General features: G+C 46.1%; 20 protein-coding genes. 2 read left to right on the top strand and 18 right to left on the bottom strand.

The window, feature by feature from the left end; genetic code table 11:
* Window positions 1-112: 112 nt before the first annotated feature.
* The 8 genes from DWZ03_RS08210 to DWZ03_RS08180 all read right to left on the bottom strand — a co-directional run bounded on the left by DWZ03_RS08210 (window position 113) and on the right by DWZ03_RS08180 (window position 6,517).
* Entirely contained in the window at window positions 113-337 is a 225-nt protein-coding gene (locus DWZ03_RS08210; protein WP_229078195.1) for a hypothetical protein, read from the bottom strand.
* Window positions 334-513 carry a hypothetical protein gene (locus DWZ03_RS08205; RefSeq protein WP_087332804.1) on the bottom strand — a complete coding sequence of 60 codons (180 nt, stop codon included), beginning with the start codon at window positions 511-513 and terminating at the stop codon, window positions 334-336. Before DWZ03_RS08205 ends, DWZ03_RS08210 begins: the two co-directional genes overlap by 4 nt.
* The gene (locus DWZ03_RS08200; RefSeq protein WP_087332803.1) at window positions 497-2,122 is read right to left on the bottom strand and encodes a hypothetical protein; all 1,626 of its coding nucleotides are present in this window, start codon (window positions 2,120-2,122) and stop codon (window positions 497-499) included. The genes DWZ03_RS08205 and DWZ03_RS08200 overlap by 17 nt, the downstream gene beginning before the upstream one ends.
* Window positions 2,122-3,150, bottom strand: a complete 1,029-nt coding sequence (locus DWZ03_RS08195) for an HlyD family secretion protein (RefSeq protein ID WP_057087304.1) — start codon at window positions 3,148-3,150, stop codon at window positions 2,122-2,124. The genes DWZ03_RS08200 and DWZ03_RS08195 overlap by 1 nt, the downstream gene beginning before the upstream one ends.
* A 2-nt stretch (window positions 3,151-3,152) precedes the next feature.
* Window positions 3,153-4,535, bottom strand: a complete 1,383-nt coding sequence (locus tag DWZ03_RS08190; protein WP_229122384.1) for a TolC family protein — start codon at window positions 4,533-4,535, stop codon at window positions 3,153-3,155.
* A 507-nt stretch (window positions 4,536-5,042) separates the two neighbouring features.
* Complete coding sequence (locus tag DWZ03_RS08185; RefSeq protein ID WP_005824811.1) at window positions 5,043-5,564, bottom strand: DUF3836 domain-containing protein; 522 nt, start codon at window positions 5,562-5,564, stop codon at window positions 5,043-5,045.
* 184 nt (window positions 5,565-5,748) lie between these two features.
* Window positions 5,749-5,889, bottom strand: coding sequence for a hypothetical protein (locus DWZ03_RS19990; RefSeq protein ID WP_165852974.1), 141 nt, complete (start codon window positions 5,887-5,889; stop codon window positions 5,749-5,751).
* Between the two features lie 271 nt (window positions 5,890-6,160).
* Window positions 6,161-6,517 carry a cupin domain-containing protein gene (locus tag DWZ03_RS08180; protein WP_005824807.1) on the bottom strand — a complete coding sequence of 119 codons (357 nt, stop codon included), beginning with the start codon at window positions 6,515-6,517 and terminating at the stop codon, window positions 6,161-6,163.
* Between the two features lie 199 nt (window positions 6,518-6,716).
* Between DWZ03_RS08180 and DWZ03_RS08175 the strand changes: the two genes are divergently transcribed.
* On the top strand, window positions 6,717-7,982 hold the full coding sequence (locus DWZ03_RS08175) for a S41 family peptidase (RefSeq protein ID WP_005833947.1): 1,266 nt from the start codon (window positions 6,717-6,719) through the stop codon (window positions 7,980-7,982).
* 85 nt (window positions 7,983-8,067) lie between these two features.
* Here DWZ03_RS08175 and DWZ03_RS08170 read toward each other — a convergent pair whose 3' ends face one another.
* The 3 genes from DWZ03_RS08170 to DWZ03_RS08160 all read right to left on the bottom strand — a co-directional run bounded on the left by DWZ03_RS08170 (window position 8,068) and on the right by DWZ03_RS08160 (window position 10,459).
* Window positions 8,068-8,493, bottom strand: coding sequence for a DUF3836 domain-containing protein (locus DWZ03_RS08170; protein WP_120129557.1), 426 nt, complete (start codon window positions 8,491-8,493; stop codon window positions 8,068-8,070).
* Between the two features lie 290 nt (window positions 8,494-8,783).
* Window positions 8,784-9,650: a hypothetical protein gene (locus DWZ03_RS08165; RefSeq protein WP_120129554.1), complete on the bottom strand. Its 867-nt coding sequence runs from the start codon at window positions 9,648-9,650 to the stop codon at window positions 8,784-8,786.
* 110 nt (window positions 9,651-9,760) lie between these two features.
* Window positions 9,761-10,459 (bottom strand): response regulator transcription factor, encoded by a 699-nt coding sequence (locus DWZ03_RS08160; RefSeq protein ID WP_009037487.1) that lies wholly within the window; start codon window positions 10,457-10,459, stop codon window positions 9,761-9,763.
* A gap of 171 nt (window positions 10,460-10,630) precedes the next feature.
* On the opposite strand from DWZ03_RS08160, the gene DWZ03_RS08155 reads away from it, so the two are divergent.
* On the top strand, window positions 10,631-11,104 hold the full coding sequence (locus DWZ03_RS08155; protein ID WP_229076117.1) for a metalloprotease family protein: 474 nt from the start codon (window positions 10,631-10,633) through the stop codon (window positions 11,102-11,104).
* A 2-nt stretch (window positions 11,105-11,106) separates the two neighbouring features.
* Here the strand turns inward: DWZ03_RS08155 and DWZ03_RS08150 are convergent, their stop codons facing one another.
* From DWZ03_RS08150 to DWZ03_RS08120, 7 genes are all read right to left on the bottom strand, one after another.
* The gene (locus tag DWZ03_RS08150; protein WP_120129551.1) at window positions 11,107-13,332 is read right to left on the bottom strand and encodes a sensor histidine kinase; all 2,226 of its coding nucleotides are present in this window, start codon (window positions 13,330-13,332) and stop codon (window positions 11,107-11,109) included.
* A gap of 136 nt (window positions 13,333-13,468) precedes the next feature.
* Window positions 13,469-15,553, bottom strand: a complete 2,085-nt coding sequence (locus DWZ03_RS08145; RefSeq protein WP_120129548.1) for a DUF2961 domain-containing protein — start codon at window positions 15,551-15,553, stop codon at window positions 13,469-13,471.
* Between the two features lie 11 nt (window positions 15,554-15,564).
* Complete coding sequence (locus tag DWZ03_RS08140) at window positions 15,565-19,176, bottom strand: glycoside hydrolase family 38 C-terminal domain-containing protein (RefSeq protein WP_120129545.1); 3,612 nt, start codon at window positions 19,174-19,176, stop codon at window positions 15,565-15,567.
* A 33-nt stretch (window positions 19,177-19,209) separates the two neighbouring features.
* Window positions 19,210-20,382, bottom strand: a complete 1,173-nt coding sequence (locus tag DWZ03_RS08135; protein WP_057097374.1) for a glycoside hydrolase family 76 protein — start codon at window positions 20,380-20,382, stop codon at window positions 19,210-19,212.
* A 23-nt stretch (window positions 20,383-20,405) separates the two neighbouring features.
* Entirely contained in the window at window positions 20,406-21,551 is a 1,146-nt protein-coding gene (locus tag DWZ03_RS08130) for a DUF4185 domain-containing protein (RefSeq protein ID WP_005833955.1), read from the bottom strand.
* Between the two features lie 22 nt (window positions 21,552-21,573).
* On the bottom strand, window positions 21,574-23,517 hold the full coding sequence (locus tag DWZ03_RS08125) for a glycoside hydrolase family 172 protein (RefSeq protein WP_005833956.1): 1,944 nt from the start codon (window positions 23,515-23,517) through the stop codon (window positions 21,574-21,576).
* A gap of 116 nt (window positions 23,518-23,633) precedes the next feature.
* Window positions 23,634-24,518, bottom strand: coding sequence for an Ig-like domain-containing protein (locus DWZ03_RS08120; RefSeq protein ID WP_044467321.1), 885 nt, complete (start codon window positions 24,516-24,518; stop codon window positions 23,634-23,636).
* Between the last annotated feature and the right edge of the window lie 4 nt (window positions 24,519-24,522).

Below are 24,522 nucleotides of genomic sequence, written 5' to 3'. Positions count from 1 at the left end.
ACGAATAAATCTTAGCAAAGAAAAAGATAGATGGCTTACCGCTTGATTTATTTGTGAGTACCCGCGTACACAATCAGTACCTTCCCCAAAGAATCAAGTTGCCAATGAGTTCTCATGAGCTTGTCATTGCAACTTCAAGAATGGTAACGTATTTCCACCGGTAGACAATGGCAGCTTGCAGCACATCGTTGGGTTTCACGGACGACTGTATGTTGGTAAACGTAAAGCCACGGGTACTGAGACGCTCCTTCAGTAATGCCTCCACCTCCTTCTCCATCATCCACTCCACGCTCACTACCGGCCAGATTGACGATGATGCCCGTCTGTCCCGAATCAATACCGGTCATTTTTGGAGAAAAGAAGGCCTCCCTTCAGCGCAAGTCCCTCGGTACGGGTAGTGCCGGATGCCGTGATACGGATGTCACTGTTTACCCAGAAACAGATGCGCAGAGCTGTAATATCACTGCCGATGAAATCTTCTGCTTTGCCGGCGCCTTTACTTCCTTCTCGCAAGATACTCGATGGCATAAACCGGCCAGCGGGGAACTTTGCGGATATTTGTACGGACAGCAGGAATATCGCACAGCAGGAAGAGGGCGGCAAGGCCTAAAGCGAACCAGATAACATAGCCATAGACCTGCTTCATTGCCACCATCATCATGGAGTGCAGGAAGTCGCGGCCAACGTATTCGCCGAGGTTGAAGTGCGCCATATCCAAATGCGTGAGAGTGAGTTGCTGTCCGTAGCTCATCATGTTGTCGTTCATAAAGTGCGAGAAGATAGTGGTATAAATGCCATAACCTGCCGCTCCTGCCAGATACATGTGGAGGATGTTGAACACGAACAAGCCCATGAAGAACTGCTCAAGACTTGGCACTGATTCGTCTAAAGCCCACATCAATGTCGGGGCAAGGATGGCATACGCAAATCCTCGCAAAAAGATGGCAAAGCGGTACTGCTCGATATTGACGTTTATGTCAAGCGTGAAGTACATCAGCATGCCATAGAGTGCGATACCGATGAAGGCAATGCCGAAGAGTTTCCACACCTTCCACTTCTTGACTTTCAGCCAATAGAGATCGAGCAGGATACCGAGGTACATGCCGGGAAGTGCCCACATATACTGCGACTCTTTGGTCAGCTCCTCCAGCCGGATGACTTCGCTGTAGAGTATCTCTTCCATCGTGTGTTCAGCACCGAAAGCGAGTTCGGCAAAGAAGGTGACGAGGAGGATGGGAACAACGTTGCGACGTGTAAAAAGACCAAGCTCGATGTAGGGGTAACGGTAGTAGCGCAAGCGGTAGAGCACAATGCCGGAAAGCACAATGGCAGCACCGAACAGAAGGCGTATGCGGAGGGTATCGAACCACATGAAATAGTCGCCGTACACCACAATGTACGACACCACGAGCATCAGTCCGCAGATGAGCAATGCTCCCTGAAAGTCGATACCTTTGAGCGACAGACGCTGGGGCATGGGACAAAACGGACGGCAGAAGATGGCCTGCGTGAGCAATACGAACGACATAGTGCCGATGGTGAAGACGTGCATCATCTGCCATGTGAAATGATGACCGAACCAGGCGGCAAGCCATCCGCTACCCTCGATGGCGGTGAGCAGGATGATGTGAAGCACGGGGAAGAAAACGGCAAAATCGCGTCGGGGGGTAATCCAAAGCTGGATGTTGCTCATGCACTCGAACGTGCCCTGTATCTTAGCCATTCCGGCTATGAAGCACACTATCATGAGCACAGGCATCGACTGGCAATGCATCGTCAGCACATTGCATACGGCAAGAACGATGGCAGAACCGCAGAGCAACTGCTTGTTGGTGAAGCGGAACTTCATGCGGAAAAGCATAGGAAAATAGACAGCCATGCCCGCGAGGGTGGCATAAAGCAGAAAGAGCACGTCCTCGATCATGAAGTCGGTGGTGCCACGAATGCCATCCAGTGCACCAAGGTAGATGCCACCGCCGAACTGGAAGCAAAAGGCGGTCAGCACGTACAGCCACGGCTGTATCCGGCGAGGCACCCATCCCTTCATCATAGGCATGGAAAAGCCCATGCCGGGTGGAGGGCCACCGGCGCTCTTCATAAAGAATTCAGTCAATTGTCCCATTACTCCTCAACGATACATTCCACATTATAACCGCCCTTGAGCCTGGCAACATCAGCATTCTCATCGAGCTTGATGCGTACGGTGACGCGCTGTTCGACCTTCACAAAATTACCCGTGGCATTGTCGATGGGAATAAGTGAGAAGGCACTGCCGGTAGCATCAGAGATACGTTCCACCGTACCCGTATATTGTATACCGGGAACGGCATCGGCTGTAATCTCAGCCTTACCACCCACCTTGATGTGAGGCAACTGGCTTTCCTTGTAGTTTGCCTCAACCCAACGTTCACCATTGTCAACAATACTCACCAGTACCTGGCCCGGATTGACAAGCTGACCTACGTGAATATCCTTCGTACCAACGGTACCGTTACAAGTGGCAATGATGTAGCAATAGGAGAGGTTGAGACGGGCGAGGTCGACGGCACGACGAGCCAGTTCGATGCCCTGCTCCGAAACGGAAAGGTGATGCCCCTGTTCGGCCACAACAGCCGACTGCATCTGACGTGAACGAACCGCCTGCTCGTAGGCTGCCTTGGCACTCAGATAGCCCGTATGTACTTTATCATATTGTTGTCGGGTAACAGCATCCTGACTGAGGAGCTTCTTGAAACGAGTATCCTCACGCATGGCATTCTCCATCTGTACACGTGCGGATTCGATGCCGGCTTCGGTAACGGTCATGCTTGTCTTGGTGGTAACGATGCTGCTTGCCGTTCCCTGCGAACCGTGTTCGGCACGGATAAGGTCGGTCTCGGCTTGGGCCAGTCGCAAGCGAAATTCGGCATCCTCGATGATGGCAAGCGTATCGCCTTTCTTTACTTGCTGGAAATCCGCGAACCGTACCTCACGGATGAAGCCTTGCACACGGCTGCTCTGAGGCACGACGTTCTGGCGTACACGGGCATTGTCGGTAAATTCTCCACCGCCGAAGTGCATAAACTGGCTCACCACATAAACGGCTCCACCCAAGAGGCAAAGCACGATGAGCGCATTGTATAAATAGATGTGTATCTTGTTCTTTTCCATTATTATAAAGTATTTGTTACGTATTTGAGTGTATAGAAATTATAAAGCATGCTGATGCGGGCATTGACCAGTGCCATTTCGGCGGAGAGTTTCATGTTGGAGGCATCGACCATGTCGGTAAGGAGTGCAAGGTCGTTCTGATAACGGTTCTGCACCACGGAGTAGTTCTGATTGGCAAGTTCCACCTGCTTCTGCTGTGTCTTCACCTCGGTGTAGGACGTAAGGAGGTTGGTGTAGTTTGCCTGTACAGCATTCTCCACACCCTCACGAGCCAAGGCGAGCGCTTCCCTCGACTGCCGATGCTCTGTACGTGCCTTGCGGATGTGGTGTTTGTTCTTCCAAAGACTGCCAAGGCTGAACTTTACGCCTATCCCGACAAACCACACGTTTACATTGCAATCCTTCGGGATGAGGTCTTGTGTATAAGGACCAAAGAGATGATTCTCTGCCACGACAGCCACCGAAGGCAATGACTCCGCCTTTGCCTGCTTCACCTTCTGCTCTGCAAGATTTGTGGCAACCGTTGCCTGGCGGATACCAAGATTGTTGTCCGTTGCCGTCTGCTGCCATGTGTCTTGAACGGCGATTGCCGAGAGTGCGTCTATTTCTGTGTTGAGCTCATTCTTATCGGGAACTATAACCGTCTGCTCCGGTAAATGAAGCGTTGTAACCAGTTGATGGTTGATGATGGTAGAGGCATCGGTGAGCTTTGTCAGTGTGAGTTCAAGACTCTGCAACTGGAATTCATAGCGAGTGATGTCGTTCTGCAAAACAGTACCCTGCTCACGGCGGGCTTTCATTTGGTCAATCTCCTTCTGCGTAAGTGCGATATTCTGACGCACCACTTCTATCTGATTGCCTAACTTGTAGAGGTCAAGATAGTAACCCGTCAACAAGAAGCGCACCTCCTGGCGGTTCTTCTCCACATCGAGTTCTGCCATCTCCTTGCCCAATTCTGCCATGCGGATGCCCGAACGGATAGCGCCACCGGCATACACAACCTGCGACACCTGAGCCGTGAAGCTATTTCCCCAATGGGGGGTGTCCTGCTTACCGTTTGCCACGGGAATAGCTCCCATACCCGGCACGATGTAATCGGTCGTTCCATCGGTCGAAAAACCTCGCGACAGCATGAAGGCATTGCCCGTATAACTGCCCTGAAGGCTCAAATCCACACTCGGCAGCAAAGCCGATTTGGCTGCTGCCACCCCTTCGCTGGCTGCCTGCAAAGCCACCTCACTCACCCTCACCTTCTGACTCTGTTGGTCAGCAAGATTGTAAAGTGCCGTGAGTGTCATCGCCTGCACAGCCTTGTCTTGTGCATATATATGCACAAGACAAGGCTCTCCGGCCATCAGAGCGACAGCCAGAGCAGAATAAACCATAAGTTTGTTCATGAAATAAAAATAGATGTATTGTTGTTCATTATTTTTTCCTCTAACCGTTAACTATAAGCCGTTAACCTCTGTTCATTCCCTCGGAAATACTAATAATGAACCATAAGAGTCCGGACAGCACAACATCTGCCACAATGCGCTACAAACGGCCTCATCAGGGAATATAAAAAAGATGAGAACCGAATTTCGAGCACTATTGATTAAGAAATCCGGTGCAAAAGTACAAATAAAAAGTCGAAATAGGGTTAAAAAAAGTCGGTAAGTATCAAAAATTAATGTTTGAAAAGCATGGTATCATCCTTTTTCTTATTGACAATTTTGGCGTTTCAATGTTGCAATGCGTAATGCCACTCCAAACGCCTTTTAAATGGGTATTTCTCCGGCACCGAGGAACACCCTCTCCGACACCGGGGAACTCTGCCTTCCCTGGTGCCGGAAAACAAAAAAACGCATTGCCTATATAATTACAGAAAATCAGCTTATTCAAATCTGTTCTTATTTCTCTGCCAATAGCTGCACAGATTCATCCGTCATGTGATGGTCTGCTGTCAAGCTCCAGTCATTGTTCTTTTCGTCCCATTCGTAGCTGAGGTAGCGCAAGACACTGCTGTCGGTCTGCCGATAGACGGCTTTCTGCTTGATGTCGGTGTAGGCATTGCTTTGCTCGTTCCAGAGGGCGTATTCCACAGTGACGTCGTCCGTATAGAAGAAGTTAAGACTGTGGTGCTTCTCAAAGCTTTGCGTGGATTCGTTCCATTTCAGCACTTCTTTTTGGGAGATGCGACCGGAGTTGTCGTAAATGTAATTGTACTTCAGGTGGCGGTGCAGGAATTTCTGATTCTCCACTTTGAATACGGTTTGTGTTTCCACACGGCCGTCGTTGGTTTCGGTATTATAGGCAAAGTTGTCTGTACGGTTAACGGCTGCTGCGCTTACTACGTTTACTAAAGAGGTCATTGCGATGATTGCTGAAATTACTAAAGTCTTCATAATGGTTCTATTTTTTAAGTTATACATTTTGTTTCAAGTTCTTGTCTTTGGGGGAGTTGTTCCCTTTTGACATTGCAAAGATAGGAGGTGGTAAAAAGCTTTTAGGTTATCGTTACGTTAATGTTAGGTTAACGGAGATATTTATTACTTTTGCGCCCAAAACAAGAACAAAATGAAAACACGTTTCCTCTTATATCTTTCCTTTTCCAATCTATCGGAGACGTAACTGGATAGGCATACAGCAGACTGTCACCACATCTACTATTGAGAAGTACCATCTTTCTTCTATGTCGTCCCAAACGGTTCGGACTTTCTTCGCTTCGAAAAGCTTGATGGCATTATGCTGGGGCATGATATTATGTTTTCAATTCTTTGTTTTAAGCTCTTTGATTGGGTCCTCGTTATGTGACAGAAACAATGCTCTTTCTTCAATTTAATCATAATTTCTGTTTTATTGCATCAGTTGACATAGTCTGTTTTCTTAGGTATAGTACAAAATATATGATTATTTTGACTTAAAACAAATCGCAGTCAATAAATCACTGCACATCATATGACAATAGGGAATAGCCTGCACCACAGACCATCCCCTATCACCTTAATTTTACTTGTGTGACTTCCTCTTACTTCACCACACCGTCCGTCATCGTAAAGCCTTCCAGAGAGCCGGCTTTCACCTGAATACAAATCACACTGATGGCGCTGTCTGCCGCAGCCGACAATTGGCGTTCTCCTGCCGGAGCCACGCGAAGCCAGTCACCCGCCTGCAGTTCTACGGTTTCTCCGTCAACCACCATGGTGCCGCGTCCGGAGAGGACGGCATAAATTTCTTCATTTTGCTTGTGCGAATGCACAAAAGGTACTCCTGCACCAGCCGGCAAATTGCTGATAGATACTTCTGCACCAGTCAGATTCAATGAATCGTGCAACTCGACACGTGCCTCGCCTGCGGGCACATTTACTTTCTGATAGTTCTTCATAATCACTTCTCCTTAGTATGTTTTGATTTACGGCTGCAAAGTTAGCCAACTACCAGACATCGTACAAGAAGGCACTTGAAGCTCAGTTAGTTACCTCCATGTTACCATTATTGGCAAATAAGGAGTTAGAAAAATAAGATTAACAAAAATTATTACTATTTTTGCCGAAAAAGCAAATATCGACTAAACTCTATAAAACATGAAGATTCTGAAAAAAATTTCAAAAGTAATAGTCATCGTAATGGCTGTACTGGCAACCATTTGGTGTGGTTTGTATGTTTATGCCAACTATTTCTATAATGACAAGCAGATTGATGTAGAAAACTTCTACATCGCGGAACTACCGTTACCCCCCTCGCAGTTTGAAGAAGATTTCAAAGAAATACACCAGATTGTCATGGAGAATTATTCATTATACCAAGCCAAGCATCTGAATATGGATTCATTGTATCAAGCTTGTGACGCCCGCGTTCGCCAGGCGCAGACCACCACAGACTACGGACTGATAGTGCAGGAATACATCTCTGCCTTACAATGCGCCCACGCCATTACCTGCTACAAGAGGTACACAGCCAATCAGCGCGTAGCCTTTATAGAGGATTCCTTGTTCGTTGACAAACCCAGTGACTATCTGACAGAATACGGCTTCCAGGACAAAGACCGGATTATAGCTATCAACGGACTCCCCTATAAACAATGGATTGAACAGAACGAAAAATATACCGAAGCATCTACCGTCCCCCACAGACGGCTCCGTACAGCCTATGATGCGTTCCGTAGTTATGCAGACACCCTAAGAAACTATACACTGCTGAGAGGGGGCGATACTCTGACCGTCACCCTTCCCTTGAAACAAAGGGACTATTTTCCGGATAACGAAGAACAAACTGTGGAGAGCAGGATATTACAAGACAGCATTGGTTACCTTACCATCAAAACCATGATGAACCCCGTCATGGAAGATTTCAAGGCGGTCTATCCCAAAGTCAAGGATTTACCATACCTCATTATAGACGTACGTAGAAACGGCGGAGGAAACAGCATGAATGGAGTAAACATCTGCAAGTACTTCATCCGCGAAGCACAACCACACTGCGTCAGCAAGAGCTACATCATGCAACCCGAAGCCGACGCCTATAAGGGTAAAATCTATCTGCTGACCGACACATATACGCTCTCTGCTGCCGAGAGCTTCACACTCGACATGAAGGAAAGCGGAAATGTCACCCTCATCGGCGAAGCTACCGGAGGGGATACCGGCAATGGCCCCCGTCCTTTCTGTACCAAACAGCGGACCTATTTCCGTATCCCTACCCGCCAGCCGGACGTCTCTTCTAAAGGTTTCCCCATGGAAGGTATAGGCATACCGCCCCATCATCAAGTATCCCAAACCGTAGCAGATTTCATGAAGGATGAAGATACAGTGCTGAATTATGCTGTCGGACTGATAACAGAGAAACAATAATACATTTCCTCAACGAAAAAGAGCCAAGTATCAAAGGTGTGTCACCTCACGATACTTGGCTCTTTTGTATTTGATATATTATCCTTTATTTGGTACTTGCCAACATCAAAGCCGCATTGCTGTCATTCAGTTCGTAAACGGTAGTTTGCGTATAGCTGTCGTAACCATTAGTTCTACTGTTCCAACGGGCATAGTTCAACTCAACTTCACTGTCAGTGTATTCAACATCCAGCTTGAAATAAGGCACCCAGGCTTCCTTTACGCTATCCCACTTGAAAGCTTCCTTGCTCGTCACACGGTTCTCAGTGTCATAAGTGTAAGTGTAGCGGAGGTGACGGAAAAGGTGTCCGTCCTCATTGCGGAAGATAGTCTTGGCGGTCATCAGTTCGCCGGTCATCTCCTCGTTTTTCACATAATCGGCAGGAGTTGCCGCACTTGCAGAAAAGTTCATTACACTTGCCATTACCACTGCCATCATTACCACTGCTTTTGAAAATACTGTTGCTTTCATAATCGTTATTTTTTATTGTTATTACTTCTTTCTCTGAGGAGGTTGTTGTTTCGTAACCGCCTTCGCCTATATATAGTCAATCTGCGTGCCAAAGAATTAAATCACTGATTATCAAAGAATAACTATTTTATAGTAATGTCCATTTTCGGACAACTGTCCGCACAAAAACGAACAGCAAAACAAAAAATAAACGAAATATCATGAAAGTATTTCTACATTAGCAATAATATTATGTAACAGTAGTAAACTGTTTGATGATTGTCCCTACAAAAAGCTGATTTATACTTATCTTATCTCAATGGCGGCATCTGAAAACGTGGTGGGGCAATAGTCGCTCCGCCACTGCCTCCTCTATTATCAAAGACGGTGTTACGCAGAATCTCATACAAGATTCCACCTACATCCAGACTTAATTTAAACTTGTCGAAATTATAATAGGGAATCACAACGGGAACCGTCTCCCAACGACCGCGATAAGCATCGTAATAACGTTGTACTCCAACTTCCATACCAAAACGTTCGGACATATCCAGAGACATGGTGGCACCGTAGCGGTGGGTATCCATCCCGTAAGTATTTCCTATGGCATACGAACCGAAAACCTTAAAAGCTACACGGTCCGAAGCCTGATACCGCAAAGCTCCCGAAGTATTGAAAGCCTGCCCGGTGGAATGAATCATATTTATCTTCATGGCATCTACGCCAAGCTGGAGCGTCAGCCTTTGGTTAAAGGCATGCTGATATCCCAGGGAAGCATTGTTGAAACGTCCGATACCCGGTACGCTGGTCTGCCCACCGGAACCGAATAACATACCGTGAGGAAACTGTCTTAATACACCGCTTGTACTGTAATCTCCCCGAAATAGCAGGGAAGGATTGGTCTGATAAGGCAGACGAAGAGACTCTTTCAGTGAAAAATCGGGCAGGGAATAGGAGTACTCCGGATGAAACATGGAAGAAGGGGCAGAGTTTTCAGAAGGAAGCTCAAAAGGAGAGAATAGAGATTCATTGAATTCCGGCTGTATCTGTATACTGTCACGAATGAAACGTACACTGTCTTCCTGCGCAAAAAGCAATTGCGGCACAAAAGCCAACAGCAGGCAGATTCCCAAACGGCCACCAAGACAAGAGATACTGACTTTCCGTTTTATACGCATATACCCTCCTTCTTTATATTCATATAATACTGCTATACAAAAATAACGAAAATAAACCAGAAGAACAGTACATGTACTGCTAAATTATTGCAATATAGAAGGATACATTATTAATTTTCTATCAGTATCAATCCTACTCCTTTCACTGTTTTAATGGTTACCGACTCGTCTTCCGAAAGAAATTTCCGAAGTTTCGTCACAAATACATCCAGGCTGCGGGAAGCAAAGTAATCATCTTCCGTATTCCAGAATTTATCCAAGATAGCTTCCCGGCGGATAACGTCTCCCCGCTTCTCACAAAGCATCTGCAACAAACCTGTCTCGCGCACAGTCAAAGTCTTGTTTACACCCGAAGCATGTTTCAAAGTGGCATGTGTGGCATCCAACACATATTCCTTGCCTATCTTGTAGCATTGACTCGTGTCTTTCGATTTTTCGCCTTTGGAAAGCTTCAATAAGGCGTGGACATGTGCATCCAGTTCTTCGGGAATGAACGGTTTCTTTATATAGTTATTGGCACCGATTTCATAACCTTTTACCACATCTTTAGGAGATATCAGGGCAGAGGAGAACAGAATCGGAGTTTCCCCATCTGTCTCGCGGATACGCTTCACCATCTCGTAACCGTTCATAACGGGCATTTCTATATCAGATACTATCACATCAGGATGTTGTTCTTTCCACTGTTTCAAGCCCTCCTCGCCATTGGCGGCAGCAATCACTTCATAACCGCCTATCATATCTTCCAACCCGCCCTGAACTATATATCTCAAGCTTGCATCGTCTTCTACCAACAATAACTTTATCATAATGCGTTTATTATATATTGCAAAAATAAGGAAAAGAATGAATGCAACAGTCATATTGCTATAAAATAAACGAGGAAAACAACGCCTCTTAACCTAATATTAACGTAGCGATAACTTATGAAGCATGTGCCCCACTCTACCTTTGCAACATCAATACAAAAAATCCACACTATGAAAGCAGATATTTCAATAACAAAAAGCCGAAAAGGGACAGAGATAGTAGTTTCGGGCAAGAGGATTAATAAATACGGCATCATAGCTGCCATAGTATTTGCAGTACCAATGCTGATTCTGTTTCAGTCGATACATGGAGAAACAACCAGCCATCTATCGCTGGTCAGATTCTTCATGTGTATATTGGCAGCTGTCCTGGTAAATCTATTCCTACATAAACTGTTGTTCAGATTGTTTTCGCCGATACGCATGTGGCAATATCGCACCACATGCCTGCTGCCCTTCCTGCTACTGGGTATATTGCCCCTTATATATGGTATGACAAGTGGCAATTATGATGTCACACGATTTGGAATATTACTGGCTGTCATGAGTTTCGACGACCTTTACATCCTCTGGCAATTACGCTCATTCGGTGGAGGCTCCTATATTACTGACAAATCAGAAGGATTGAATTTCCACGTGTGGTAAATTTATACAGTCTCAATAGGAAAGTAGAGTGTAAATTCACTGAAGCACCCCTCTTCACTTTCCACTTCTACCCTGCCGCCATGTGCCAGCATCACCTGCTGTACATAATTCAGGCCCAGACCAAAACCTGCAGCACCGCCCCTTCCACTTCGCCCGACTGCTGCAGAACGTTCAAAACGGTTGAAGATAAGAGACTGGTCTTTTAAGGGAATACCCAATCCGTTGTCACACACCTTTATCTTGCAGAAGCCTTTCTCCGATTCGCAAATAATATCTATCTTTACCTCTTCATGGGAATATTTAATGGCATTGTCCAGCAGATTGCCCAACACTTCACGCAAACAGAAGGCATCGGCATACACCATTTCACAACGATGATAAACGGTCGTAAATTCTACCCTTTTGCTGGTTTTCAGAGAAATTTTGGCAATTATATCATCAAGTAAAGGCCGCAAAGGCACCTCTTCCTGATGGAGCTCCAAATGTCCCTCATCCAGCTTGGTAAGTACCAGTACACGATTGGAAAGGGTAAGCAGATGCTCACACTCTTCCATCATCGCCTGCCGGTATTTCTCTTCTTTTCCAGGCTTACCGGACAATTTGCCGCTATTCAGAATATGAGCTCCCATCAGGATGGAACTCAGAGGAGACTTCATGTCGTGTATCATAGCATAAGTAAAATCCTTCTGGAATTGCTCCAAATGCCGCTGTGTACGCAAAACTTTCACCTGGCCGAGAATACAGTCCAACACCACCAAAAACATCACCCAAAGAGGCAGAAACAGATACCATACGGAACTTATGACGTAGCGATACGGATTCTTCACCACACCTTGTATACAAAGGATGCTGTCCTCCTTCAACGGTATAAACCGGGAAGAAATATCCTGATATTTTGCCGAGGCATATCCTGCTTCCACCACTGTACTATCGGAGGGAGCGTAGTACTGGCAGATACCACTCGTATAGGTCATTCCCAAGGCTTCCAACCTGGAAGCAAAAGCAGAATCGAGGTACTGCACGGAGAGAGGAAGTTCCATTCCGCTTTCATTGATGCTGCGCTGCATAATCAAAGCAGAGCGTAGTCGATAATTCAAATCGACCGGATTGTACATATGTACCACTCCAAAGCGGTTCACCTTATACTTCGACTGCTCTTTCTCCAGAAATTCCCTTTGCTCCTTTGCAAAAGGCGATTCAACACTCTCTTCCCATTCATCCTTTCCATCCCTATCAGTCTGTTCGTAGAGCAAAGAAAGGCGGCGTTTCAAGACCTCGTCATAAAAAGCTGCTTCAAAACAATCATTTACCTGATAGGCAGTTTCTTTGAAAGAAGCACGGTACAGATAGACAAACCAGACTACCATCAGCAGACAGCCGGCAATCAACCCGACAATCGAAAAGACTTTAAAAGAATATTGCTTGCGCACCTGCCGCTGCCGTTCGCTTTGCTTAGCTCCCGTAAGCGTATGTTCTGTCATGTCCAGCAAATGTTGCCCCGAGGCTTCTATATCTGCCCACCGGCTCTCCGATATCTGACTACGTACCTCACCTATCGGCAACCTCATCTTCTCTGCCAGCACATAAAAAGCAGACCGCTGCTTCTCAATATCATTACCTTGTTTAAGTATGGAATCCATTTGCCTGGCCCAACTGTACACCAGAAAAACAACCAAGAGAAGCGTAGGAAGGAACAAAAAGACTATATCCTTGACAAGCGGTATAAAAGGAGAAAACATGACAGCTTCAATGGCCTCTCCTTTCTTCTCATTCAACCAGGCTTTTTCCGAAAGAACAGACTTGAACCGTACATATACCGAACGCTTGCTTCTGTCCGTCGCAGGACGGATATTTACAGTCCGGTCTATATTTTTCCATTTCAGTTTCTTCTCTACCAACCTCGCCATCACATCTAATGGAATGGCGACATGATATACATCTTCGAGAAAGGAAGCTGCCTGCTGATAGTTTAAAAACATCTCATCTTCGAAAGACCTGATACTGTCTTTGGATAGATACGAGTAAAAAGGGATAGTCATGTCAGGAAACGGTAAATTATTAATCTCGTTGTCTACCGTTTCGATAAAAGCCAGACGAAAACATTCGTTCAGTGCGCGTTCTGCCTCTTTCTTGGTATTGTCGTAAGCATACATCATACCACCAATCTGCACCACAATTACCAGTAGCAGCCCTACAATAGAAAGGATATAGAGTGAACGAAATTTCATCTTACCTATTATTTTGAGGACAAAGATAGCATTTTATCATAGAAAAAGAACTGATACAAAAAAGATAGCCTTGGACTTTTATTTATCCAAAGCTATCCATACAAGTACAATCCCTGCGATAGAGACGTCTACAGAATTATTTGCGAAGAGTCAACTTATCAATCCCAAAGAAACCGGTATCATGTCCCGGAGCCAGTGCAATCGACTCAATCTGCAACTCATTCTTTCCTTTTTCCAAATTGACCCGTCCAAGATTCACCAGAAGCAGAGACACTTCTCCATTGGTCAGACTGACTTCCGGAGTAATCACCTTATCATTTATACGAAGGGCAAATGTACCATAATCAGGCGCCACAGTGAACTGTATTTTCGCATAATAAGTTCCTTCCACTTCACTGTCAAAAACCAATGACAGCTTATCTCCCGGTTTAAACTCTTTCCAGTAGAGCTGCATACCCTCACTCCACAAGGGGTGGAAGTTGGTCTGCAATTCAACGGAACCCATATGCCCCGGACGAGGCTGCATGACTTCGCCCTCCACAACCAGACTCATCCCTGAACCGAAAATATCTGACGGTTGGTTGGCAACCCGTTCGCGTACATCGCTCACAAAGGGTTTCGGCTGTATTTCGCCTCCGGGAAGCATATACCAGAAGGTTATCGGAGCATAATTAAGGTGTATATTCGACCAATCGAATAACTCCATGTCAAAGCGCAGGCTCCGGGTAAACGGAATCGCATCCAAACTACGAACACGGGTATTCTGCGCCAAACCTATGTGAGCATAACAACCATCTCCTATGGGTTGGGCAACAAAAGGATGGTTTATCCACGGTTCATAGCGCCCCCAGGCATAGCCATAATAATCTTCTGTACCCGTTCCAAAGTGTGACGGAAAGGTTTCACCGTCCACATACACCTTTTCATCTCCTTCTCCCCACCAACCCAAGTTGGGGTTATAGACAGTAACCGCATCTCCCACATACACGCCCCTACCTTTAAGATCGGCAAACGTAAGGTCCTGGGCAAACTCATCGCCCCGGGCATGGATATGCGTAAACTGCTGCCATGTGGTACCAAAGTGCATGGAGCGCTCATCCCACTGCCACTTTCCACTAACTGCAGCAGCCTTGGATATCTCCACCGGCTGTTCCCCATAATTGGTCAAGGTAATCGTACAGTTCCGCTCGAAAGGCATCACCCACCATGCACTCATCACATCATCCTGTACGGCCCGCGTATACCACGTACCAGTTGCAACGGGATAATAGCCTACCCCAAAAAACTCACCGACCGGAGCCCAGACAGTTGGTTCCCCATCAAAGGCAATGGACAAGACCGTAGAGCGAAGTGCTTGGCGACGGTCATCAGCATCAATCCGCATCGAAAGACGACGAATGGCACGAGAGCCGTCAATCGTAAAACTACGGCTTTCACCCGGAGCCAGAGAAGTCGCCAAATTGAGCGTACTTTCTCCTCCCGCAAGCGGAGTATCAATACCAGGTGTTCCTTCCGACAGCTTCTTATTGACAGCAGCTATCAGCCGGGCATTCTTCTTCAACTCTTTGGCCGAGAAAGAAATCACCTTGACCGGAGAAGTATAAGTGCGGTAATTGATAGCATAGTATACAATGGTCTTACTCTCAATTTTCCCCTCCGGAGTAATCTTCAAGTCCGGCGATTCGATAGTCACCTTGCACCGCTTGGCATAAGGTATGGGCAAATATAAATTATGCCCTCTTTCTTCCATCGGAGCCTCATCGGGTACTGAAGTTGAAAGAGGTTCTCCACAAAGGACTTGTCCGCTCAATATATCACGTACATTGCCTTCAATTACCGGTTTTTCCTCATTGTCTATGTAGATACGCAGAGTCCCTTGTCCCCGATTTATGCCGGAGAAAGTCATCCAGAAACGAACCATGGCACCGGGGCCTTCGGCATCCATCATCACATATTCCGTCCTCCCTCCGTTCTCTTCCTGGCGGATAAACTGTCCTTGGTCGAAATTACCAAACCAGGCACGCTTATCCGTCATGTTATGCGAACTACGGTCGTAGCTGCTGAACTGCTTACACGTATAGGCATTTTCGGGCCAACGCGCCAGCACGGAACGGTCTGTCATCTCATGCAACAATGTCTTAAGAGAGATAACCGGGTCGGCCATAGCCAAACCGCTATAGAGAAATATCAACTGAATTACAAAAACTAGTTTTTTCATCATAACCGATTATTTTAGTAAATCTCCATCTCATTGATGCGTAACACCCTTCCTCCTGCATGCTGCATAGGACGGGTTATCATCAAGCGTACATAGCGTACCTGCGCCGGAGTGTCAATCATACGTGATACGACATTCTGCCGGTTTCCATCTATATTGTCAAGTGTCTTCCATTCTTCAGTCTGGCTGTTTCTGCCTTGCAGGAAGCAAGCGGAAGTAATGTACCCTTTGTCCTCACGGCCTGCATTCACCAGTTTCCAACCGCTCACAGTTTTCGCCTCACCCAAATCAAAATCCACATAGTTCAACGCACTTCCCACTTCACACCATTTGGTATCGACATCCCCGTCAACGATACGTTCGGGCTTCTCATTATCATTAAAATAGCCGGAATAGGCGATAATCTTCGCACCCTTCAACAGGTTTTCTTTTTCCACCTCCACACTGTTCAACTCCATCTCATTGTCACGGATGGCTGTATGGAACAAGCTAGTGGCAACCTGGACGGGTTTCAGAGTTTCCTCCACCAATGTGGCAGCAAAAAGAACAACCTTTTCATTCTTCGGAAGTATAAGGCTGGCAGCACCTGCCGGAATATCGACACCGAACTTGAACATATAGGTAAACTCATAGGCCTCATCGGCTGTAGGAGAGTGGCGGTGAGTTCCCACATAAGCCACTTCGGCATCCTTCAGATAACCTTTGGTATGTCCCGAATGTCCCCACTGTCCGACAAATCCGGTATAGGAAGGTACAATGACCTCACTCTTGTTCCCTCCGCACCGGAAAGTGGCGGCATAGTCCCCGTCCGTAGCGGCAGCCAGAAAATACAGTTTATTATACTTTTTACCTTCCGGTAGAACAATAGTATCACCATTGCACGTCATTCCGTTGGCGGCATCTTTCTCGCCGAGCTGGAAAGGAATCCCGTTTACAGTCAGGGATTCGGGCAACAGTTCTGCCGCAAACGAATAACCCGACTCAAAATCAGCTTCACCGCGGAACTCGTTGAATGAGGAACATTTACAGTTATAGGACAACGGTAAAGAGGCATACTGCAATTGATAAGCGTCCTCGCCCGATGACTTCAAACGTACCTTGAATGTCTTTATAGAATAAGGCTTTATACTTACAGACAGCCCGTTTCCACTGAATTCGGCCGAACCGATACTCTTTTCAGTGCCATCCGCTTCGTAGGCACTGGCAATTTCGCCTGCAAAAGAAAGTACCGCATCCTGCACCTTCTCACCGCCTATCTCATAGACACGCACTACATACTCATCCGAGTTCTCGGCTTTCTTCAATGCCTTGATAATGACATTGCGGTTATTGGAAGAGACGAAAGAGAACTCCTTACCCAATGTACCCCTATGTTTATCGGTACGGAAAGCTTTCAGCTTCTGGTTCAATATCTCCGCCTTCTCTATGGTGACAGCCTTGTCAAGTCCACCGGCATGACCCACCAGACTGTATGTAAAGCAATGATGCCCGAAGTCCTGGCGGTTCTGGTAAGCATAATCCTTGTCTGTTTCGGGGGTATGCAGCAGGGTCAGGCGGAGGGTGTTGTCGTCCGGCTTGTCCCAGCCGTATTTGCTGTCATTCAAGACAGATATGCCATAGTTTCCACTACGGTCAGTCAAATCGGCCCAATACTGTGCATAGACTTCGTAGGCAGTCTCCGTATTGTTGCCCCGCCTCACACTTCCAAGTCCCAAATCGTAGGTGGCTTCCGTATTTGCCATGTTCAAAGGAAATTCGGCCTTCAATAAAGCATTGGACAACTGCCAGTCCACCTCATTGTAAAAGTCTATGCGGTCGGCACGGCTACCCTCATACAAACGGATGTACTGCTTGAAGAGTGACTCTCCATAACGTTTCTCGATGCAGAGTGACTTGCGCAGCTCACCATCCTCCACCAGTGTCATCTTCACATCCTCTGTGATGGAAACCGGTTCCCGGTCTATAGTCTCCTTCAAGATCTCCCAAGCAGGCCACATGTAGGACTTGTTCTGCGTGAAGAGTGCCAGACGAATGGATTTACCGGGTTTCACCAGCTCCTTGCCGTTCTTCTTGTCAAACAACGAAACGATATCACCCTTTGTATCCAGCGTTATCTTATAAATGGAATTCTCCAATGCATTGGAATCCACAGATACCCGGGTGTCAGCCGACGGACCAGAAGTACGGACATCATATACCGCATAACCGGTAGCGGGCACAATAGCCTCTATCAAGAGTCTGGCTTTACCGTCAGCATAGGACAGCAATTGGGCGGCCACTTTCCGGCCATTCATATCATATACGGTAATCCCTTTCGGTTTCTTTGGCAAGGCAAGTTCCACCTCTGCCATATCGGCAACCTGGAATCCAAGCGCATTGTAAAGCACCACCGGTATCCCTTTCACCCTGGTATCCATCTTTCTTGCCACAGCGTCAATGGAGGAAGTAAGAATACCGGAGAACTGCTTGAGGGAAATCAACTCGTCATTCCATGAGAATTCATAAGCCCGCGGTATACTTGTTCCCGTAAGGTCATCATGGAACTGATGGAAAATGAAACGCTGCCAGTTCTCAGTCAATGCAGCTCCGGGATAGGAAGCTTGGTTCAGCCATTCGGCTACAACGGAGGAGCGTTCCGCTGCATCCCCCAAAAGCTCATTCTGACGGTTGTACAGCTTCATGGCAGCCTGGGAAGTATAACATCCGGTACCGTGAACATCCATCAACAGTTCACCGTTGAACTTGGGCAGTTCCGGATGGCTTGCGTAAGGCTGGAAGTCTTTATATATCCGGTCACTCGTGGCACTGACAATCTGCAACGGACCATTGCCTTGCAGGCCTTTCTCTACGGCACGTACAGACTCCAATGTAGGTGAACCACCTATGTCTCCCGTACCGTAATAGCGGTAGACCATGTGAAGCGGAGAGTGGCCGGTCAATTCCAACAAGTCCTTGTTTTCCGACAGGTCCCCGTCCTCAAAACGTTGGTTATAATCATATCCATGAGTCATCATGATGGTAGAGCCGTCTATACCTTGCCATAAGCCGACAGTGAAAGGATATTTGTCGTTGCCGTAGAACGGTTTGTTGCGCCACTGCAACTTCTGGGAGGAGAAGCCGATCAGTCCGCAATGGGACGCAATGGCAGGAAGTGTCCAGCCAAAACCGAAACAATCCGGCAAAAAGATGTCAGTGCTTTCCACACCAAATTCCTTCCGATAATAATTCTGACCAAGCATGATGTTACGAATCGCAGACTCTATGGAAGGAACCAGTGTATCAGTGGCATCCCAGCTGGCTCCGCTGATATGCCAACGGCCGCTCTCTATGAATTTCTTCATCTCTTCGTATTGCGCCGGATAATATTCCTTCATCCAAGCATATTTCACACCTCCTTCAAAATTAAAAATATATTCCGGATACTGCTTCAGCAGAAACAGATTCTGGCTGATCGTATTCCACACATAATCCTTGATTGTGGTCTGGATATCCCAGTTCCACTGTGTGTCCAAATGTGCATCAGACACCATGTAGGCTTTCGGCTTTTGCGCCTGCACACTATTTTGAGCATAGGCACCGCCACCCAATAGCAAGGCAGATACCAATACTGCAATCTGTTTTTTCATTTTCTGTTTATTTATTGTGTTTAAAGGTTTTATTTATTGCAGTTCGCTGATCTCGGCGAAAAGCTCAATCATACAGGCATTCTCCAGTAGACTCTTGAACTGCTCTTTTCTGTTTCCCGACCAATCATTACTAAACAAGCCATTCTCATCACGCGCATAGTTCCAAGCATAATCCGCATTCGCAATCATGGTCTTTATGTACGCCTCATTCCTATCAACCAGATATAGCGCCTTCAAACCTCTGAACAAGATTACATTAAACCAAGGAGTTGCCGGAAAGAATTTCATCTCTCCTGTTGCGATAGGCTGTACCTTCAGAAAGAAACGGCAGGCACCCTCGGCTGTCTGCTGCGCTTCCTTCAGGTAACGCTTCTCTCCAGTTACCTGATAGAGAAGTACACCGGCCTGAATCATCTGCCCGCTGTTATAAGTATATTTGGCCGGATCCACTTTTCCCTGCAAATTCTTGTTGTCCCAATATACAAAGTCAGAAGGGTCACAAAGATTGTCACGGGTCCATTGATAGGTCTTCTTAGCTTGCTCAAGGTATTTTGCATCCTTAGTCAACTTAAACAGCCTCATACAGAGAACAGTAGCCGGAGCATTCGAACAAGTGTTTTTTGATTCTTTCTTCTGTTCGCACCAATAGATTCCTCCCCCCAACTCTTCGGACCATCCGGAATAAATATAGTCATGCAGCTGGATGGCTTTTTCCAGATACTCCTTGTCACCAGTCCGTTCATAGTAATCACAGAAATCAATGGCCACCCAGTCATTGTCATCGTAATAACGATCATTATGACCTGCAAAAGCCGGATACGACTGGTAACAATGGGGAATCCGGGTAGAGTCCCAATAAAGGTCCAGTCCCGGCTTTATCTGCCGGTCCATCAGTTTTCTGTACTTCTTTTGCCCGGAAACCTTATACAAAGAAACACAACCGGATACCAAGGCTGAATAAGGCCACAAGAAAGAGACCTCCTGCTGGTTAACAACAGCGCCGGTATTGGCCGTATATGTAATTCTCTGCTCCGGGTTTCTTGGATAAGTTTCCGTCAGCAGGCCATACTTCTCCACTTTATAGAGAGTAAGTATCTGCTGAAGCAAAGAATCGGCTCGTTGCAGATAGATTTGTTTGCTTGTCTGTGCAGACAAGCAAACCGGTAACGAGAGAGCTATTAATAAAAATAAATTCCTAAGCTTCATATCCAATTCAAGTCAAGTGATTATTATTCCAGCTTCATATCGGCACACATCAGGAAAGCATTGTATGGCCCCCACATGGACATGATGAACCAAAGCTGGTCATCATTGTCTTTCAACGGATGTATGTAAGCGCAATACAAAGCTGGATATCTGTCCGCTTCTGCCAATACTTTCGGCTCGCTCCACTGGACGAGATCCTTCGATGTACAATAAAGAATGGCATGCCTTTTGGTCAAAGGAGTCTCGTCATGATTCGGATCATAATTATAAGTCAGAATCCAACGCTCAAACTTCTTGTGCCATATCAGCGACGCTTCTCCTACGGGACCTCTCAATACCGGAGTAGCGGCAGCCTCATTTCCACGTATCCACTCTTTACTTTCACCATTCCAGTATTCATAGGCCTTCATATCCAGAAGATCTTTCTCAAGGAAACGCGCCAGATACGCAGCATCACCACGTCCGGCCTGTGTGCCAAGCATATAAATCCATCCGTCACGTTTGGCATAAGCCACTTGCGAAAAATGACTGTCGGGAGAAAAAGTCACCTCTTCACGCCGCTCCCATGTCCGACCGTCATCATTGGAAGTATAGACAGAAGAAAAATTGGTAAGCCAGCGTCCATGAGGCGCTCCCCAATCATAGATGTTCATAATATGGACACAATCCGTTTTACCGGCCCGAATAGCACTCGTAGGGATGGAAGTCTGGTATACCTCCGGATTCGTCTTACCGCCCGCACATACCTCAAGCGCCTTACCATCGGCATCAAGCAGCATTGAATCTATTTTAAGACCGTCTGTAAGCTCTGTATCCGATGAAAAAGCCAGTACGTTGGAACGCCAGTTGGAACCATTGCCACCATTTTTATTCACGACAAAACCTTCTCCACTGGTATCTCCGAAAAACATGCCCACACGGTTTCCATCCATATGCCACATTAACCCCAAATCCGTTCCATATACATCAAAGTCAGGTCCGGTATTATTGGGATTCAGCAATGTATCTCCCGGCAAAGGATCACCCGTGACACGGGATATCATGCGTACATTATCAATACACAGCGTTTTTTCACTATCAGCATCCTTACAAGCCATATTGCCCGTCAAACTACAGGTAACAAGCCCGAACAGTAAAATTTGTTTAGTTCTCATTCTTATCAATTCCATATACAAGTACACATTCCCACATCTATTCCTTTATTCTTTCCAGGATAATCAGTCCCAGTTCAAACTGGTCCCCACCGTTATTATTTCTCACATGGAAAGTGACCGAATTGGTTTGTTCCGTCAAATTGATGTCTCCTACATGTACTCTGTCTTTAGACACTTCTTTGTCCTTCTTAGTAGAGATCCATCCGGACAGTTGCTTCTGGCGTTGCCAAACCTGGAAATCGGCACCATTCGGTTTCTCGAAATAGTTTATCAGCACTTTATATTTTCCTTCGGGCACATCGTTCAGCATGATGCGCACTACTCCTCCATGCTGGGTGGTCATACGGATTCCACGCTCATTTGTTACCTGGACACCTCCACCAAGACTCAGCTGCATCAATTGAGGGAAATAAATATGTTCTGTCGGCTGATATACAGTGCGTAATTCAGCAGTAGGCTCTTCTCTGCCTTGCAATGGCTGGGCTGCATAGAAGAATCCAACAGATGTATAATCTACCGGGAAATTATTTTTTACTTCACCATGTTCCATTCCATGATAGATTTCCTTCTCATAGGACATTTTGTCGGCCAAGAAGAAACGGTATCCACCGGTTCTGGCCATCGGAAGTGAATAATCCAGACAACCATGGAGAGGGAGGCTGTTTCCTCTGTCCCAACGATCCAATAAAGCATACCAGCCACCGTTGTAATAGTCTTCGGAACCGGTGCCGTGCAGACGCATTTTATTATCTACGTAAGTGCTGTCGTCCCCTTCGAAGAACAAGGTCATTCCCGGACGCAGGCCTTGTGCCTGATGGATGGTTCCTACATAATGTCCTTTTCCTTTTTGTGCAGCAAACTTATGGAAAATGCCGAGAGGAGTTTTCTCTCTACGCCATACAGAATAGAACTTACCCTCTTCCTTCACATTACGCTTATTACTGTTATAGTACACTTTAACGTTTACAGAAATAGGAGATTGCTGAATACCTTCTCTCTTTTTATAAATCATCTTCATAGAAGCTGACTTGTCAAAAGGCATTGGCAGATAGCAGTAGTTGGAAGTACCTTGCTTACCCATTAAGATACTCCGCATTGCTCCTTTTCCATAGGCATATCCAAAAAAATCAGCAACGGGGGCATAAATAGCCTCCACCTTCTCATTATCCCATTTAGCTGAAAGAATCACATCTTTGTATAAACCTTCGAAAGATGTTCCGCCATCAATCGACATACCTACAATACGTCCCGGTTCTGCCATCTCAAAGAAAGAAACTTCTTCTCCCGGACTCAGTGTAAATACCTTTTCTTCCGTCTGTACACCAGCTGATTTTCCAAAGGTATAATTCGTTACAGCAGGAGACAAGTCAGCCCATATTCTATTCACCTCAGCCAACAAATCCTTATCCTGCTGTGAGAATTCACCGGTATAGGTTTCCACCTTCTTTCCCGGCAGGTTACGGTATTGTATCTGAATGAATTCCAATTTAGGTCCATCGAAAACAATTTTACAGGACTTTTTATACGTAATGGGCAGATAACAATAAAAACCACCGATTTCATTGCCACAAACGGGCTTTGTAAACGGATAAACCTTACCGGAAAACAAATCCGAGAACTTTATTTTCAGACCGGGCTCTTTCTGTCCATCAAAATAGAAATAGAGCATATTGTCCGTCGGTGTAGGAGTCCAGATTCGGTTGATGACTCCGGGGCCTTCCATCTCAGCAATCACCAACTTATCACCTTCCTTACGAAGGAAAGAATAAGTACCCGCAAAACCATCATCATTGCCTCCGGTACGGTCGTAACTCGAGAACTGCTCCACATAAGAGCCAGTGCGATACTCCGGCAATTTATCCACTCTTTTCAATAACTCCAGCTCATCCGTCCATCTGTATGGGTTCTGAGCCACGGCATACGAGCCTGCCAATAGAATGGCAGACAAGAAAACAGAAACTTCTTTCAAATTAATTTTCATAAACTATTTTACTATATGTTTTTTAAAAAGGCAAGGAGAGAATGCCTGTTTAAACGGTATCTCTCCTCACTGACAGTATTATTTCAATAGAAAGGATTATGGTCTATAAAACCACATCAATTCTCCTCTTCTGAAAGTACCATGGTATTTACGCCAAAGAATTTGGCCCATTGTACATTGTTCGGGCCCGGTTTCATTTCGATATAAACAACACCTTCGTCATTAGGCTCAATACCCTTAATCTCTACCGTTCTATCGAAATTATCGTCATTAACCAAATAAGCAACGCCATCGTTCTTTCCGATTACATGGAACTCGGTTTCAGTTCCACGGTCATTGATGTGACCATAGAAACTGAACGTATATTTTGTTCCTTGAGAGAGACCTGTCACCTTAAATCCACTGAGCGGAATAGCAATACCGTCGCTGAAAAACATATCCTCAGAAGCTGTTTTTGGAAGACCCAAATTATTATTCAAACCGCGAGCCAATTCTCCGGAAAACGGTTTGTCCACCTCGATGCCGAAAGTAGTAGGACGACCTCTATGGTCGAGCATATTTACCAATCCGGGGTCTCTGGGATTCCTATAGTTGTTAAACGGAGCCGGAGAATCAATGACACCAAAGTCAATGTAACACGTCTTAGGAGTCTTGGTAACAGTCAAGTCGCTAAAGTAGCACAACTTGCCATCAGCCGTTTCTACCTTGATGACCGTTTTTCCAACAGCAGCAGGTGTAATTACAGCTGCATTATTTTCCACACCTTCAATGGTAGCCACATCGGAGTTGAGGACACTCCACTTCAACTGATAGGAATCGCCTGCCAGGTCATCAACAGAAGCGGTAACTGTGGCAGTTTCGTCAATCTCCAAATAAACCGATGATTGGTCAATACGTACAAACTTACGATTGGACAAGTCCACACTGTTATCATCCGAACAGGATGTCAATGCAGCAAATGCCAATGTCATCGCACTAAAAATGAATTTTATTGATTTCATACTT

This window comes from Bacteroides sp. AF29-11 (assembly GCF_003602895.1).
GTDB lineage: Bacteria > Bacteroidota > Bacteroidia > Bacteroidales > Bacteroidaceae > Bacteroides > Bacteroides uniformis.
Note: the sequence above shows the minus strand (reverse complement) of the source record. Positions and strands in the feature narration are given on the sequence as shown.

Bases quoted from the DNA above. Each gene is read 5' to 3' on its own strand.
- DWZ03_RS08175 (WP_005833947.1), top strand. From the start codon at position 6,717: ATGAAGATTCTGAAAAAAATTTCAAAAGTAATAGTCATCGTAATGGCT.
- DWZ03_RS08125 (WP_005833956.1), bottom strand. From the start codon at position 23,517: ATGAAAATTAATTTGAAAGAAGTTTCTGTTTTCTTGTCTGCCATTCTA.
- DWZ03_RS08140 (WP_120129545.1), bottom strand. From the start codon at position 19,176: ATGAAAAAACAGATTGCAGTATTGGTATCTGCCTTGCTATTGGGTGGC.
- DWZ03_RS19990 (WP_165852974.1), bottom strand. From the start codon at position 5,889: ATGCCCCAGCATAATGCCATCAAGCTTTTCGAAGCGAAGAAAGTCCGA.
- DWZ03_RS08200 (WP_087332803.1), bottom strand. From the start codon at position 2,122: ATGGGACAATTGACTGAATTCTTTATGAAGAGCGCCGGTGGCCCTCCA.
- DWZ03_RS08150 (WP_120129551.1), bottom strand. From the start codon at position 13,332: ATGAAATTTCGTTCACTCTATATCCTTTCTATTGTAGGGCTGCTACTG.
- DWZ03_RS08120 (WP_044467321.1), bottom strand. From the start codon at position 24,518: ATGAAATCAATAAAATTCATTTTTAGTGCGATGACATTGGCATTTGCT.
- DWZ03_RS08160 (WP_009037487.1), bottom strand. From the start codon at position 10,459: ATGATAAAGTTATTGTTGGTAGAAGACGATGCAAGCTTGAGATATATA.
- DWZ03_RS08130 (WP_005833955.1), bottom strand. From the start codon at position 21,551: ATGGAATTGATAAGAATGAGAACTAAACAAATTTTACTGTTCGGGCTT.
- DWZ03_RS08145 (WP_120129548.1), bottom strand. From the start codon at position 15,553: ATGATGAAAAAACTAGTTTTTGTAATTCAGTTGATATTTCTCTATAGC.
- DWZ03_RS08195 (WP_057087304.1), bottom strand. From the start codon at position 3,150: ATGGAAAAGAACAAGATACACATCTATTTATACAATGCGCTCATCGTG.
- DWZ03_RS08190 (WP_229122384.1), bottom strand. From the start codon at position 4,535: ATGGTTTATTCTGCTCTGGCTGTCGCTCTGATGGCCGGAGAGCCTTGT.
- DWZ03_RS08155 (WP_229076117.1), top strand. From the start codon at position 10,631: ATGAAAGCAGATATTTCAATAACAAAAAGCCGAAAAGGGACAGAGATA.
- DWZ03_RS08165 (WP_120129554.1), bottom strand. From the start codon at position 9,650: ATGCGTATAAAACGGAAAGTCAGTATCTCTTGTCTTGGTGGCCGTTTG.
- DWZ03_RS08135 (WP_057097374.1), bottom strand. From the start codon at position 20,382: ATGAAGCTTAGGAATTTATTTTTATTAATAGCTCTCTCGTTACCGGTT.
- DWZ03_RS08170 (WP_120129557.1), bottom strand. From the start codon at position 8,493: ATGAAAGCAACAGTATTTTCAAAAGCAGTGGTAATGATGGCAGTGGTA.
- DWZ03_RS08185 (WP_005824811.1), bottom strand. From the start codon at position 5,564: ATGTATAACTTAAAAAATAGAACCATTATGAAGACTTTAGTAATTTCA.
- DWZ03_RS08180 (WP_005824807.1), bottom strand. From the start codon at position 6,517: ATGAAGAACTATCAGAAAGTAAATGTGCCCGCAGGCGAGGCACGTGTC.